Source organism: Pseudomonas sp. IT-P12, from assembly GCF_949767465.1.
Classification (GTDB): Bacteria; Pseudomonadota; Gammaproteobacteria; order Pseudomonadales; family Pseudomonadaceae; genus Aquipseudomonas.
Map to the genome: position 1 here is coordinate 789,678 of NZ_CATKPY010000011.1, position 12,683 is coordinate 802,360.

Here is a 12,683-nt window from a genome sequence, read left to right on the forward strand (position 1 = left end):
TTGTCGTTTCAGGGCTGGCCCTGTTCCACCGGGAACGGTCGGCCCAGGGCAACCCAGTCGTTGTAAACCCTTGCACGCCCTTCCAGTACCGTGAGAACCGCAATGGGGTTATCCAGCGCCCCTGACGGCACAGGCCCGCTCTCGATCAGCCGCTCCCACAATGCCTGGGAGGCATCGGCCTCGGTCAACAATCGCCAGACCCGCGCCTGCAGATCCAGGTAATTGACCTGAAAATCCGCAGTGAGCGTCAACGTGTTGATCGACCCTAGAAACCGTCCGCCACGCGGCTTGAGTGCGAGCCGATGCCAGACCTGCAAATGCGCTTCGCGCTGCCCCGGCGCAATGGCGTTCAACCAGGCGGCCGGGTCCGAATACTGCGCGTCCTGCGCACGCAGCCACAGGTTGAGACCGGTTCGCTCCCGATGCCGGACCAATCGCTGCAGGGTGTCCTCATCGGTCAGCGGGTTGTTCCACAGCAGTACGCGGTCCCTGGCGATGGCCTGATTGAGGATGGCCTGCGGGACACGGCGGATCTGGTTGTTGCGCAGGTCCAGCGTGGTCAAATACGGGTGCTCCATGATCCCCACCGGACACGCGCGGATGCCGGTGTCGTTGAGTTTCAGCACCCGCAGCTGGTCCATCCCCACCACCACGGGAGGCACCCCCAGCGGGTTGTGACTCAAGTCCAGATCGCGCAGATTGGCCAGCGAGCTCAATTGAGCGGCGGTATGTTCCCAAACGTCAACTGGGTCGAACGCAAGTTCAACGAGGTCAGGTGCTGCAACTGGGTAATCGTCGATGGCAAGGCCCCTTCCAGTTGCCCATTGATATCGGGCAGTCGCAGGTCGGTGTCTTCGAGATTCAGGGTGCGCAAGTTCGCAAAGTGTTCCAGAAAACCGTTCAGCGTCGCGCGTTCAAACACATGGATTTTTTCCAGGTTCAACCCGACCACGTCGTTGAAGCGGACATTGAGCACCGGCAGTCGATGAAATTCTTCGCGGCTCATGTCCAGCGTATAGCCAGCGACATGATCCCCGGAATACAGACTGCCCTCCTGGGGCGCCTGTTTGCGTAGGATGGCAACCAGCTCATCACCCACTTCGACGCGGGCCTCGACCTCGGACGCCATCGCTGCCTGGACCCGCTGGGCATTCAATTGTCCAAGCTGAACCAGGTTGAGCGTCTCAGTGCCCGGGTCGCCCATCTGCAGCAGGGGGATGTCCATCGTTTCGATATCCTGCGCGACCTGTGCAATCCATTCGTCGAGGCCCAAACACAGCTGGTGCAGTTGCTGTCTGGCCCTGTCGAAATGCGCCTGAGCCCCGTCTCCGAGCGCTTGCAACAAGGCCTCGGCGTCGTCATTGGAAAACTCCGGGTAGGCTTCCCTGACCTGCAACCTCATCATCGCGCGCGTCAAGTCGGCGCCCTGAGGGGTTTGCGGAAAAACCCCGCCACGCAGGCCCTGAGCCTCGAACGGCAAGCGCGAGTCCATCCTGCCCAGTCCCAGGGCCAGTTCCGAGCGGGAGATCGGCCGTTCGCCGAGCCTGAGCCTCAGCGCTGCCCCGGGATCCACCGCAGGCAAGTGCAACGCCGCGTGTTCAGCCTCGGAAAGCAGCCCGACGATGGCCTCATGAAAATCGCTGGCGCCGGTTGAAAAACCGTAAGCCCGATAGCCGCTTGCGGACTTGATCAGGCGCCGGCAATCGGGCGTATCCAGTGGGCCGCAGTGATCCAGCAGGCGACCGCCGCTGGCACCGTCGAACACTTCGATCCGTACGCCTCGTGGCCATCCGGACAGGTTTTTCAGCGAGTGCAAGGCCAGGGTGTCCGACTCGGGACTGGACACAGATTGAAGATAGAGGCCTTCATAAGCCCGATTCAGGCGCACATGCTGCTGGTACTGGCGCGCCTTGCTGTCCAACTGTCGGAACAGGTGCCTGGCTTGCTCCGCGCCCGGTGCCGCGGTGAAGTCGATGCCGTACCGGTCGAGCATTTGCTCAACGGCGGCCTTGGGCACACCGGGGTATTGCCGTTGGAACAATCGAACCCATTCGTCCCCCGATTGCTGAAGGCGCTGGTAGCGGCTGCTGAACAACGCGCTGCGTTCGGCGCGCGAATCGGCCAGCCCGGCGACATCCTGGTCAATCCGAAAGCGCTCGACGGTGTCCGCCAGCAGGGGCGTCGGCGGTCGCCCGGCCTGCATCAGGCGCAGCATATCATCGTCGATGGCGCTGACCCTGCCAATCTGCGCCAACACCTCGTCACTGAACATCCCGGCGGGCGCGCCGATGCCGCGCAAAAGCTCCACACGCGTGGGCATTGGCGGTTTCGGGGGGGCGCTCAGCGCCACATCGGCAACCGGTCCAGGGGTCAACTCGCCCTCGCCGACTTCTCGGCTCAGCACGCCCGCTTCGACGCCATCACGAGCGATCGAGGCTGCGTCGGCGGCCAGCGGCAACGCATTGAGCAAGCCGAACACCGTGCGGCTGGCACCCTGCGCGCGCTGGCTGGCCGTCTCGCCGTTGAGCGCCTGATCCAGCCCATAACCGGCGTCGATGAGACCCGCCAGCGCCATCACGCCCTCACCGCCCGGGACAAACAACGCCAGGGGGCCGAAGCGGTTGACCCATTGCACGATCGGTTCAACGAACGCTGTCAGGTTGTCACGGTTGACCTGAGCATCGTTGCGGATGGTTTTGACGCTGTCCTGGGCAGCTTGCTTCATGGTCAGCACCAGTTGCGCAAAGGGATCGGTAGCCGAAGGTGGACAGTCGAATCCGATGTAGTCAGCAGGGTCCCAGTAACCATCGTTGTTGAAGAAACCGGCCTCTTTGCTCAACCGGTGCCGTGACGGATACAGCGCCATGCCGTCCAGTGCGGTGATGACACCGGCGTGGAAGGTGCCGTCGCGACGATCGTCTTCGGCGAAGTGCGCCGCCAGCGCCTGTCGGGTTGCAGCGCTTTTTGCCTGTTTTACGACCCATTGGCGTAAATGGCTGGGGTCGGAAAACTCGTGCAGGGGCGAAGAGTTGCCGGGCACGTACATCAGCATCCGGCCGCTGCTGCGGTGCCGATAGCACCAGATATCCGTGGCGGTGTAGCGATAGAGCCTCAGCCGGCTGGCCTCGACCTGCGACGACAGCCGTGTCGGCGCTTGCAATTGCGCCATCGTCAGGGCGTCCCATGTCTGGTCCGGTGCCAGCCCCGCCGCCTGCATTGCCAGTTCCAGGCCCTTGTCCGTCAGGCCATTTTCGTGATGCTGCAGCCAGGCCGTCATGACAAATGCAGCTTTGGTCGACGTTCTCAGGGGATAGGGCTTGCGCCCGAGAATCATTTCATCAACGGGCCAGGCCTGATCGACGTAGGCCTGGTACAACTCGTCGAAAAACAGTGTCCAAACCCATTGCTTGAAGTCCGCCGGCCGCAGGTTGATCTGCGTCTGCGGTCCATAGGTTTGCGGCGCCGTGTGCCGGTAGATGCCTTCATAGGTGCGGTGGTCATCGGTCGGCTCGGGCCCCTCGACGATGCGCACTGCCGGACCGACATCCGGCGGTGTGTACAGCCCGAAGCCGGTCTCGCCAAACCGACCGTCCCCCACGGTCTGGTAGTTGGACAACAGCACATGCACCAGGGACTGCGAACTCGCGACGCGCCCTTCATGGCGACCGTCGAGTCCGGCACGTAACCAATAGTCGTAATGCAATGTCACCAGTTGCGCAGTCTGCGGGTCGAGATCCAAGCCCCACTTTTCACGGATCTTCTGTTCGGCGAAGCGGGCCGGGGTTTGCGGCAGCGCAATATCGACCGCTGCCCGCAGCTCGTCACGCAGACGCGGTGCCGGTGACGAGTCAGGCGCGACCGGCAAGGAGAGCGCTGGCTGTGCTGATCGATCGAAAATAACGCTTTGTCGAGCGGGCGTCAGGGTGGGCGGTGTTGCGTGGTGCGTGTTCACATCCATGTTGAACGACCTTGAAGCGGAGAGGAGTCCTCAGCTTAGAATCGAACCTTTCATGAAAAAAGCGCAATTGCCCGATGGGTATTGGCGTTAAAACACCCGGAATCAGGGTAGTAAAAACAGATATGTACCGCAGCCGTTCGGGCTCGGTATGCAGCAGGGTCCTGAGGCTGATTCAGGCCACAGGACCCTGCCCTGGGCTTACCAGAAGCGTTGCTGGGTCAGACGACTCCACCAGCTCAGCAGTACGCGATCCACCGAACCGCTGGCCGCCATGCCGATACGTTCCTGCAGGCTTTTGCGCTCGGCGTAGTGCAGGTGATAAAGCTCGGACTTCTTCGCCCGTTCGGCCAGGTATTCATCGCTGGTTTTCAGCTCGTCCACCAACTGCTTGTCCAGCGCGGCGACACCGAGCCAGATTTCCCCGGTGGCGACTTCGTCGATGGCCAATTGCGGGCGATAGCGCGACACGAAGTTCTTGAACAACTGGTGGGTGATGTCCAGGTCCTCCTGGAATTTCTCGCGACCTTTCTCGGTGTTTTCACCAAACACGGTGAGCGTGCGCTTGTACTCGCCGGCGGTCAGCACTTCAAAGTCGATGTCATGCTTTTTCAGCAGGCGGTTGACGTTGGGCAACTGCGCCACCACGCCAATCGAGCCGAGAATGGCGAACGGTGCGCTGATGATCTTCTCGCCGATGCACGCCATCATGTAGCCGCCACTGGCCGCGACCTTGTCGATGCAGACAGTCAGCGGAACTCCGGCATCGCGGATACGCGCCAGTTGCGAAGACGCCAGGCCGTAGCTGTGGACCATGCCGCCACCGCTTTCCAGGCGCAACACCACTTCATCCTTGGGCGTGGCCAGGGTCAGCAGCGCCGTGATTTCGTGGCGCAGGCTTTCAGTGGCCGAGGCCTTGATGTCGCCGTCGAAATCCAGCACGAACACCCGGGGTTTGGCTTCCGGTTTCTTCTTTTGCTTCTTATCGCTCTTGGCCTCGACCTTGCGCAGGGCCTTGAGCTGGTCCTTGTCCAGCAGGGTCTGCTCCAGGCGTTCACGCAGTCCCTTGTAGAAATCGTTGAGTTTGCTGACTTGCAACTGGCCGCTCGATTTGCGACGCCCTTTGCTGCGCAAGGCCGCGAAACTGGCCAGGACCACCAGGATGGCGATCACCAGTGTCACGGTTTTAGCCAGGAAAATGGCGTAATCGGTCAAAAAATCCACAGGGACTCCTTCAATACGATGCGCTGCACAACGCGCGCGGGATGGCACCAGCATACCCATGCGCCGGCCCTGCGGCCAGCCGGAAACCTTTGGCAACAGGCCTGTAACGGGCATTTCAAACAAGCGTATGTTTTTTCATTGACAGCTCACCCTCATCCTCATAACCTCGCCGAACCTTCAACGTACCGGGAAGACGCGGACGTGGGCAGTATCTATCTGATTCGACATGGCCAGGCCTCCTTTGGTGCAGACGATTATGACGTCCTGTCGCCGACCGGCATTCGCCAGGCGCAAGTCCTCGGCCAGCACCTCGCCGGGCTGGGCCTGAGCTTTGATCGTTGCCTGGCAGGCGACCTGCGTCGCCAGCAACATACCGCCAGCAGCGCACTGGAACAGTTCGCCGCCGTGGGGCTGCCGGTGCCGATCATCGAAACCGATTCCGCGTTCAACGAGTTCGATGCCGACGCGGTGATCCGCGGCCTGTTGCCGGCCATGCTCGATGACGAGCCCGAAGCGCTGGATATCCTGCGCAACGCCGCGCAAAACCGCAGCGAGTTCCAGCGCATCTTCGCCCTGATCATCGAGCGCTGGCTGGCCGGGACCTATGACACCCCGGGCCTGGAAAGCTGGCTGGGCTTTGTCGAACGGGTTCAGGCCGGCTTGCAGCGGATCCTGGAGAGCGCCGACAACACCCAGAAAATCGCCGTGTTCACCTCCGGCGGCACCATCACCGCCCTGCTCCACCTGATTACGCAAATGCCTGCCCGCCAGGCGTTTGAACTGAATTGGCAAATCGTCAACACCTCGCTCAACCAACTGAAGTTTCGTGGTCGCGAGGTGGCACTGGCTTCTTTCAACAGTCATGCGCACCTGCAGCTGTTGAAAGCCCCGGAACTCATCACGTTTCGCTGAGTCCGGACTGTTGTGACCCTGGCTGTAACCCACCCAAAAAGGATCGAACCATGACCTCCGTAGCTGATGCCGTACAAGCAATGCAAGCCAAGTTCAACCCAGCCGCTGCTGCCGGTCTTGACCTGGTCTTCGGTTTTCGCATCGACGACACCAAGCACTTCTCGCTGATCGTCAAGGACAGCACCTGCAAGCTGAAAGAAGGCGAAAACCCTGACGCCCAGGTCACCCTGGTGATGGACGGCGAAACCCTGGAAGGCATCGTCAGCGGTGAGACCGACGGCATGCAGGCCTTCATGGGCGGCAAACTGCGCGCTGAAGGCGACATGATGCTGGCGATGAAACTGTCCGAGCTGTTCCCGGCGTAAGACGGCCTCGACTGCACACGATACCCGCCCTTGTGGCGGGTTTCGTCGTTTCAGGGCCGGTGTCGCCCATTGTGAGAACAAGCCTGCTCGCGGGTGCGGCGCTTCAGGTGTCAATGATGCTGGCGGTGATGGCCTTGGCCGGAGCGCCGCCCGCAGTACGCCCGTTGTCACGGATTTACCGTGAGCAACGCCACCTGTCGCGGCTGTGACATCTCGCCACAGTGCTCTTACAATGCCACCACTTCCCGCACCGGCTATCCCATGGACATCGATCTCGCCCGCACCTTTCTGGAAATCGTTCGCCACGGCAGCCTCGCCGCGGCCGCAGAAAAGCTCCACGTTACCCAGACCGCGATCACTGCACGGGTGCAGAAACTCGAGAGCCAACTGGGCAGCACCCTGTTTGTGCGCAATCGCGCCGGAGCCCGCCTCACGCCCAACGGCGAAGCCTTCGTGGTGTATGCCAATCAACTGGTCGAGACCTGGGAAGCGGCGCGTCGGGATCTGCCGCTGCCGGAGGGTTATCACGACGTCCTGCACATCGGTGGCGAGGTCAGCCTGTGCAACCCGTTGATGCTCAGTTGGGCGGGTGAGTTGCGGGAGAAAATTCCCAGCCACGCGCTGCGCATGGAAATCCGTGACGGCGAAAACCTGCTGCGACAACTGGAGCTGGGGGTGCTGGATGCAGCCCTGGTCTATCAGCCGGAATACTGGCCGCGCTTGCAGGTCGAGCAGATTCTGGAGGAAAAGCTCATTCTGGTGCGCCAACCCGGTCGCGAGACGCCCTACGTGTACATCGACTGGGGTCAGGATTTCCGGCGCCAGCACGATGCCGCCCTGCCGGAAAAAGCCAAGGCGGCGCTAAGCTTCAACCTTGGCCCCCTGGCGTTGCAGTACATCCTGGAAAATGGCGGCAGCGGTTACTTCCGTACCCGCGTCGTGCAGAGCTACCTGCAAAGCGGCATGCTGGAGCAGGTGCCCAAGTCACCGGAATTCAGCTACCCGACCTACCTTGTCTACTCCCGTGACCGCGATTCGGCGACCCTGCAACGGGCGTTCGACCTGCTGCGTGAAGTGATCCGCTCCGACGATGACTGGTCGCAGCGCTGGAACCCGCTGACCTGAGTCCGCTTTTCACCGGAACATGGCATTTGTGTCCCCTGGTTCGAGCTGCGCAGGCGGCGAGATCGGCTAATCTGCTGGGATAACGATAAAACGCGGGTGCATGCAGTGAGGCAGACCACCGAAGCTTTTCGCCGCCGCTACCGGGCGGCCATTCATCCCCGCTACAACCCTTGGCTGCATGGCGCCTTTGTCCTGCTGTTCGGCCTGCTGGCCATCGCGGCATTCTGGAGCACGGTGCATCAGGTGCTGCCACTGCAGTGGCTGGCGGTGCCCGTGACCCTGCTGCTGTTCAATCTGGGCGTATACGGGGTGCATCGCCACCTGGGGCATCACAAGAAACGCTTTGCGCGAATGTTCTACGCGCGCCATGCCGGTGACCACCACAGCTTTTTCGCGCCCGGCAGCATGTCCTGGGATGAGCCGCGCGACTGGCGCGTCATCCTGTTCCCGGCCTGGCTGATCGTCGTGCACACGCTGCTCGTCGCCCTGCCGATCTGGTGGCTGTTGCAACGGTTCGACACCAACGTCGCCGGCCTGGTCGGTGGCTTTCTAGTCCTGGGTTACCTGGCCTATGAGGTGTTTCATGCTTGCGAGCACCTGCCCCACACCCATCCCCTGACACGTTGGCCGTGGATTCGGCAGATGCGCCGTCTGCATGAGCTGCATCACCGACGTGAACTGATGCAGGAATGCAATTTCAACATCGTTTTCCCTCTGATGGACTACCTGTTCGGCACCCTCTACTGGGAGCCCGAGCCCACCCGCCTGGACATGACGAGAACGCCCATGACCCGCATGCAGCATCAGATCAAGATTGCCGGCAATCCGATTGATGTGCTCGCCTACGCCAGCACCGTCACCCGTTGGCCGGAGTGGCACCCCTCGTCGCTCAGGATCGAGGGCCAGGGCGGTGCACTGCATGCCGGTGCACGCTTCGAGGAGGACATCCGGGCGGGTGGGCGCGACGGACACCTGCGCTGGATGGTCACCGAGTTTCTGCCCGGCCGGCGCTGGAGCGCCCAGGCTTATGGTGACAATGGCCTGTCGCTGGTGCTCACTTACGAATGCTCTGCCGAAGACGACGGCACGCGATTTATCCGTACCCTCGAGTATCAGTTCAGTGGCCTGGCCATGCGTATCGCCAATCGCCTGCTGCTCAAGCGCCGCATCGATCGGGAGTCGGCCGCCTCGATGCGGGCCTTGCGTGAGAGGGCCGAACGGAACCTGGCGGGCACAGGAGTCACCGCGTGAGGCGAAGCGTCAGGTTTCATCATCTGGTTCTGTCCGTCATCGTCGCCATGGCCGCCTTCCTGTTGCTCATGCCGACCAGGGTGCAACCGGTGGCCTGGACGCCGCTGCCGGCGCCTTCACTGGCCAGCGGCCCCTATGCCGACAACCAGCGCCTGAAAAGCCTGGAACGCGTCGGACCTGACGATATCGACGGTCCGGAAGCCTTGCTGCTGGAGAACGACGTGCTCATCACCGGCTTGCATGACGGCCGGCTGATCCGCAGCAGTCTCGATGGCAAGACCACCAAGATGCTGGCCGATACCGGTGGCCGTCCCCTGGGATTGGCGCGTCACCCCAACGGGTTGCTGGTGATCGCCGATGCGGTCAAGGGCCTGCTGTCACTGGACGCCCAGGGTCGCCTGATTGCACTGTCCACGGCGGCCAATGGCGTGCCCTTCGGTTTCACCGACGACGTGGTCATCGACAAGTCCGGCCACTACGCCTATTTCACCGATGCCTCCAGCCGCTTCGGCTACGGCCACGACGGCGAGGCGATCATCGAACACAGCGGTGATGGCCGCTTGCTGCGCTATGACTTCCAGACCGGTAAAACCGCCCTCCTGCTGGACAAGCTGGAGTTTGCCAACGGCGTGAGCCTGGGGCCGGACGAGGCCTTTGTCCTGGTCAACGAAACCGGGGCCTACCGCATCAGCCGTTATTGGCTCAGCGGACCAAAGGCCGGCACCCACGACCTGTTCATCGACAATTTGCCGGGGCTGCCCGACAACCTGTCGTTCAATGGCCGGGATCGCTTTTGGTTGGCGCTGTACGCGCCGCGCAATGCCTTGCTTGACGCCACGGCGCCACACCCGTTCGTGCGCAAGATGATCACACGGGCGCTGACCGTGCTCCCCAAACCGGTGGAGAAACGCGGTTTTGCGCTGGGCCTGGACCTCGAGGGCAAGGTGATCGCCAACCTGCAGGATGGCACCAGCGGCAATTATTCGCCGATCACCACGGTGCGTGAGTATGGGGAGTGGTTGTATGTCGGCTCGTTGAAGGAAAAGCACCTGGCGCGGTTGCCGTTGAGCACGGCGTTGCAGGATTGACACTGTCCCCTGTGGGAGCGAGCAAGCCCGCTCTCACATTGTGCTGCGCGCGCCGGGTTCAGCGGGGATTGTCCTGCCCATCGCGCTCGGCATTGTCGGTTTCCTCCCGCACCCGTTCAGGGTCAAGGTCGGTGCCATCGTCCTGCCTGAGGGGAATCGCACCTTCGTTGTTCGGCAGTTCGTCGATGCCCGGTTCGTCTTCGGGATGGACGGTGGTGCGCCCCGGGCTCAGGGGCTGGGGATCGGTGGGGATAGGGTCGTAGCCGCCCTGTTCTTCGCTCGGGAATTTGGGGTCGTTCATGGGGCACCTCGCATGGAGCCGGAAAATCGGACTCTTACCATTCGAGGTGCCGGGATTTACCGCCGTTCCAAATGTTCAGTCACCGCTCGTCGGTGGCTGAAAGGCCCTTTCAGGAGGGTGCCTGGAGTTGCTGGACGATCTTGTCCTTGACCTGCAGCCGCTTCTCCTTGAGCTTCTTCAGCGCTTCATCACTGGGCGCATCCGATTGGGCCGTTTCAGCCTTCACCACATCGGCGTCCACTTGCTGATACTTGTTGAGCAGTGAATCCAGTAACGGATCCTTGGTGCGTCTTTGCTGGATATCTTCCTTTGAACAATGCAAGTCCTGATAAAGATTGTGTGGCACCGGCATGGAACACCTCCGTTAGTTGATCAGTGACAAACGCGGTCAATTGCGCTCGCCAATGATCAGAATGGCCTCGGTCGACGGGTTCTGTCGACCGCCTATCAGACCAGCGGCGTCCGTTCGTCGCCCTTTGGCAAACCCGAGTAAACCTTTGACCGCTCGTCAGCCTCCACTGAGTAACGATCGCCTGATCGCCTGAAACCCAGCGTGGAGAATGACCAATGGACGGATTTACTTTTCGCAACCTCGCTCTGGCCGTTGCCCTGAGCACCAGCATGGGCGCGGCTTACGCGGCCACTTCCAACGACTTCGTCGACAAGGCCGCCGAAGGCGGCATCGCCGAAATCGAAACCAGCCGGCTCGCCCTGGAAAAAAGCCAGTCAGCGGACATCAAGGCTTTCGCCAATATGATGATCACCGATCACTCGAAGGCGAACGACGAACTGGCCGCGATTGCCCAGAAAAATGATATCGAGGTGCCGGACACCACGACCCTGGTCAAACAGGCCAAGGAAAAGATCCTCGACATGCGTGACGAGTCGTTCGATGCGGCCTATGCCAACAATCAGGTCAAGGCCCACGAAGACACCATCGAACTGTTCAAGAAGCAAGCCAATACCGTGACCGATGACAAGGTCAAAGGGGCGACCGAGCTCAAAGGCTTCGCGCAGAAAATGCTGCCAGGCTTGGAGAAACACCTGGAAATGGCGAAGAAACTGCAGGCGGCGCATCCGAGCAAGTAATCAGCTCCCGCCCTCGTCATCTGCTACCGATAAAAAAGGTCCGCCTTCAATCAATGAAGGCGGACCTTTTTTCAACGTCAACCGCTAACCCCCATCCGTATCGATATCGGCATCGGTGTTATCACTGGGTTTCGGACGGTCCGGATTCGGTTTGAAGCCGGGGCTGAATTCGTTGTCATTGTCTGTGTGCCGGTTCTTCTGGTCGACCGCCGGGTCGGCGATCTCCGGTTCTGCAGTCTGTCCCTGGTCCTGGGTCTTCGATGGCTCTTTCATACCTACCTCGTTCGTCACTGCCTTGACACGGCAGCCCTGTAGTTTCGAAGCCACCCTCCGTTCAGGGTTCCATCCAATGACTGAATGCGGGCAAAAGACGGCAGTTTCAGCCGGTGCCGACTAAAGTAGTCCTGCGCCACGCAAATAAACCTCGCGGGGCGAACAACTATTTCAGTAGGCAAATGTCACTGAAGTGCGCCGGTCATATTCAGGGGAGTCGGCGCACCCTACAAGGAGTCGACACACAATGGCTGCACTGCAAACCAGCACACTCGAAGCAATTAAGAACAACCAGACCAAATTGATTGCCGACTGGCTCGGAGGCCTTGAAACCAGCGGTGCCACGCGCAACCTCAAGGATCAGGAGGTCAAACAGCAGACGGCGGAATTCCTGCAGTTGATCATCGCCGGTCTTGAAGCCGGCAATGGACAGAACCTGGCCTCGGCCGGTTGGGACGAGATTCGCCTGTACCTGGAAAAACTGTCCCGCAGCCGCGCCTTGCTCGGCCAGGACTCGCAACAGACCGCCAGCTTCATCTTCGCGTTGAAGGGCCCATTGTTCGCCGTGCTGCAAAACCACCATCAGGATAATCCGGCGCTGCTGGCCGAACAGCTGTTGGAAGTCTCGGAATTGCTCGACACCCTGGGCATGCACACCATCCGCACGTTCCAGAAGTCCCGCGAGGAAGTGATCAAGCGCCAGCAGGAAGAGCTGCTCGAACTGTCGACTCCAGTGGTCAAACTGTGGGATGGCGTGCTGGCGCTGCCCATGATCGGCACGCTCGATTCGCAACGTACCCAGGTGGTGATGGAGTCGCTGTTGCAACGCATCGTCGATACCGGCTCGGAAATCGCCATCATCGACATCACCGGCGTGCCGACCGTCGACACCCTGGTGGCACAGCACCTGCTCAAGACCGTCACCGCCATTCGCCTGATGGGTGCCGACTGCATCATCAGCGGCGTGCGGCCGCAGATCGCCCAGACCATCGTGCACCTGGGCCTGGACCTGCAAGGCGTCGTGACCAAAGCCAACCTCGCGGATGCATTGAAGCTGGCGCTGACGCGATTGGGCGTTACCGTCAGCAAGTCGGTGTAAG

11 protein-coding genes and 1 pseudogene are annotated in these 12,683 nt (G+C 61.2%); 7 read left to right on the forward strand and 5 right to left on the reverse strand.

Going from position 1 to position 12,683, the window contains the following annotated elements; translation table 11 throughout:
* Positions 1-8: 8 nt before the first annotated feature.
* Positions 9-3,865 (reverse strand): annotated as a pseudogene (locus ACM6IM_RS06660) (dermonecrotic toxin domain-containing protein).
* Between the two features lie 291 nt (positions 3,866-4,156).
* A complete protein-coding gene (gene sohB, locus ACM6IM_RS06665; RefSeq protein WP_414864592.1) occupies positions 4,157-5,179 on the reverse strand; it encodes a protease SohB in 1,023 nt (340 codons plus the stop codon).
* Positions 5,180-5,380: 201 nt separating this feature from the next.
* Between sohB and ACM6IM_RS06670 the strand changes: the two genes are divergently transcribed.
* The 5 genes from ACM6IM_RS06670 (at position 5,381) to ACM6IM_RS06690 (ending at position 9,920) form a co-directional block, all read left to right on the forward strand.
* Positions 5,381-6,091, forward strand: a complete 711-nt coding sequence (locus ACM6IM_RS06670; protein ID WP_414864593.1) for a histidine phosphatase family protein — start codon at positions 5,381-5,383, stop codon at positions 6,089-6,091.
* Between the two features lie 50 nt (positions 6,092-6,141).
* The gene (locus ACM6IM_RS06675; RefSeq protein WP_414864594.1) at positions 6,142-6,456 is read left to right on the forward strand and encodes an SCP2 sterol-binding domain-containing protein; all 315 of its coding nucleotides are present in this window, start codon (positions 6,142-6,144) and stop codon (positions 6,454-6,456) included.
* A gap of 261 nt (positions 6,457-6,717) precedes the next feature.
* Positions 6,718-7,581, forward strand: a complete 864-nt coding sequence (locus tag ACM6IM_RS06680; protein ID WP_192308153.1) for a LysR family transcriptional regulator — start codon at positions 6,718-6,720, stop codon at positions 7,579-7,581.
* A gap of 105 nt (positions 7,582-7,686) precedes the next feature.
* Positions 7,687-8,832 carry a sterol desaturase/SRPBCC family protein gene (locus ACM6IM_RS06685; RefSeq protein ID WP_414864595.1) on the forward strand — a complete coding sequence of 382 codons (1,146 nt, stop codon included), beginning with the start codon at positions 7,687-7,689 and terminating at the stop codon, positions 8,830-8,832.
* The gene (locus ACM6IM_RS06690; RefSeq protein WP_414864596.1) at positions 8,829-9,920 is read left to right on the forward strand and encodes an SMP-30/gluconolactonase/LRE family protein; all 1,092 of its coding nucleotides are present in this window, start codon (positions 8,829-8,831) and stop codon (positions 9,918-9,920) included. Before ACM6IM_RS06685 ends, ACM6IM_RS06690 begins: the two co-directional genes overlap by 4 nt.
* A 58-nt stretch (positions 9,921-9,978) precedes the next feature.
* Here ACM6IM_RS06690 and ACM6IM_RS06695 read toward each other — a convergent pair whose 3' ends face one another.
* Both ACM6IM_RS06695 and ACM6IM_RS06700 read right to left on the reverse strand, forming a co-directional pair.
* The gene (locus ACM6IM_RS06695) at positions 9,979-10,221 is read right to left on the reverse strand and encodes a hypothetical protein (RefSeq protein ID WP_414864597.1); all 243 of its coding nucleotides are present in this window, start codon (positions 10,219-10,221) and stop codon (positions 9,979-9,981) included.
* Between the two features lie 109 nt (positions 10,222-10,330).
* A complete protein-coding gene (locus tag ACM6IM_RS06700; protein ID WP_192308157.1) occupies positions 10,331-10,573 on the reverse strand; it encodes a YdcH family protein in 243 nt (80 codons plus the stop codon).
* A gap of 215 nt (positions 10,574-10,788) precedes the next feature.
* Here ACM6IM_RS06700 and ACM6IM_RS06705 point away from each other — a divergent pair, with 215 nt between their 5' ends.
* The gene (locus tag ACM6IM_RS06705; protein ID WP_414864598.1) at positions 10,789-11,310 is read left to right on the forward strand and encodes a DUF4142 domain-containing protein; all 522 of its coding nucleotides are present in this window, start codon (positions 10,789-10,791) and stop codon (positions 11,308-11,310) included.
* A gap of 84 nt (positions 11,311-11,394) precedes the next feature.
* Here ACM6IM_RS06705 and ACM6IM_RS06710 read toward each other — a convergent pair whose 3' ends face one another.
* Entirely contained in the window at positions 11,395-11,583 is a 189-nt protein-coding gene (locus ACM6IM_RS06710) for a hypothetical protein (protein ID WP_192308159.1), read from the reverse strand.
* Between the two features lie 247 nt (positions 11,584-11,830).
* On the opposite strand from ACM6IM_RS06710, the gene ACM6IM_RS06715 reads away from it, so the two are divergent.
* The gene (locus ACM6IM_RS06715) at positions 11,831-12,682 is read left to right on the forward strand and encodes an STAS domain-containing protein (protein WP_414864599.1); all 852 of its coding nucleotides are present in this window, start codon (positions 11,831-11,833) and stop codon (positions 12,680-12,682) included.
* Position 12,683: the final 1 nt, after the last annotated feature.

What these genes read in the sequence shown, in the direction of transcription:
- ACM6IM_RS06675 (WP_414864594.1), top strand. Translation starts at nt 6,142, where the DNA reads ATGACCTCCGTAGCTGATGCCGTACAAGCAATGCAAGCCAAGTTCAAC.
- ACM6IM_RS06680 (WP_192308153.1), top strand. Translation starts at nt 6,718, where the DNA reads ATGGACATCGATCTCGCCCGCACCTTTCTGGAAATCGTTCGCCACGGC.
- ACM6IM_RS06695 (WP_414864597.1), bottom strand. Translation starts at nt 10,221, where the DNA reads ATGAACGACCCCAAATTCCCGAGCGAAGAACAGGGCGGCTACGACCCT.
- ACM6IM_RS06700 (WP_192308157.1), bottom strand. Translation starts at nt 10,573, where the DNA reads ATGCCGGTGCCACACAATCTTTATCAGGACTTGCATTGTTCAAAGGAA.
- ACM6IM_RS06705 (WP_414864598.1), top strand. Translation starts at nt 10,789, where the DNA reads ATGGACGGATTTACTTTTCGCAACCTCGCTCTGGCCGTTGCCCTGAGC.
- ACM6IM_RS06710 (WP_192308159.1), bottom strand. Translation starts at nt 11,583, where the DNA reads ATGAAAGAGCCATCGAAGACCCAGGACCAGGGACAGACTGCAGAACCG.
- ACM6IM_RS06715 (WP_414864599.1), top strand. Translation starts at nt 11,831, where the DNA reads ATGGCTGCACTGCAAACCAGCACACTCGAAGCAATTAAGAACAACCAG.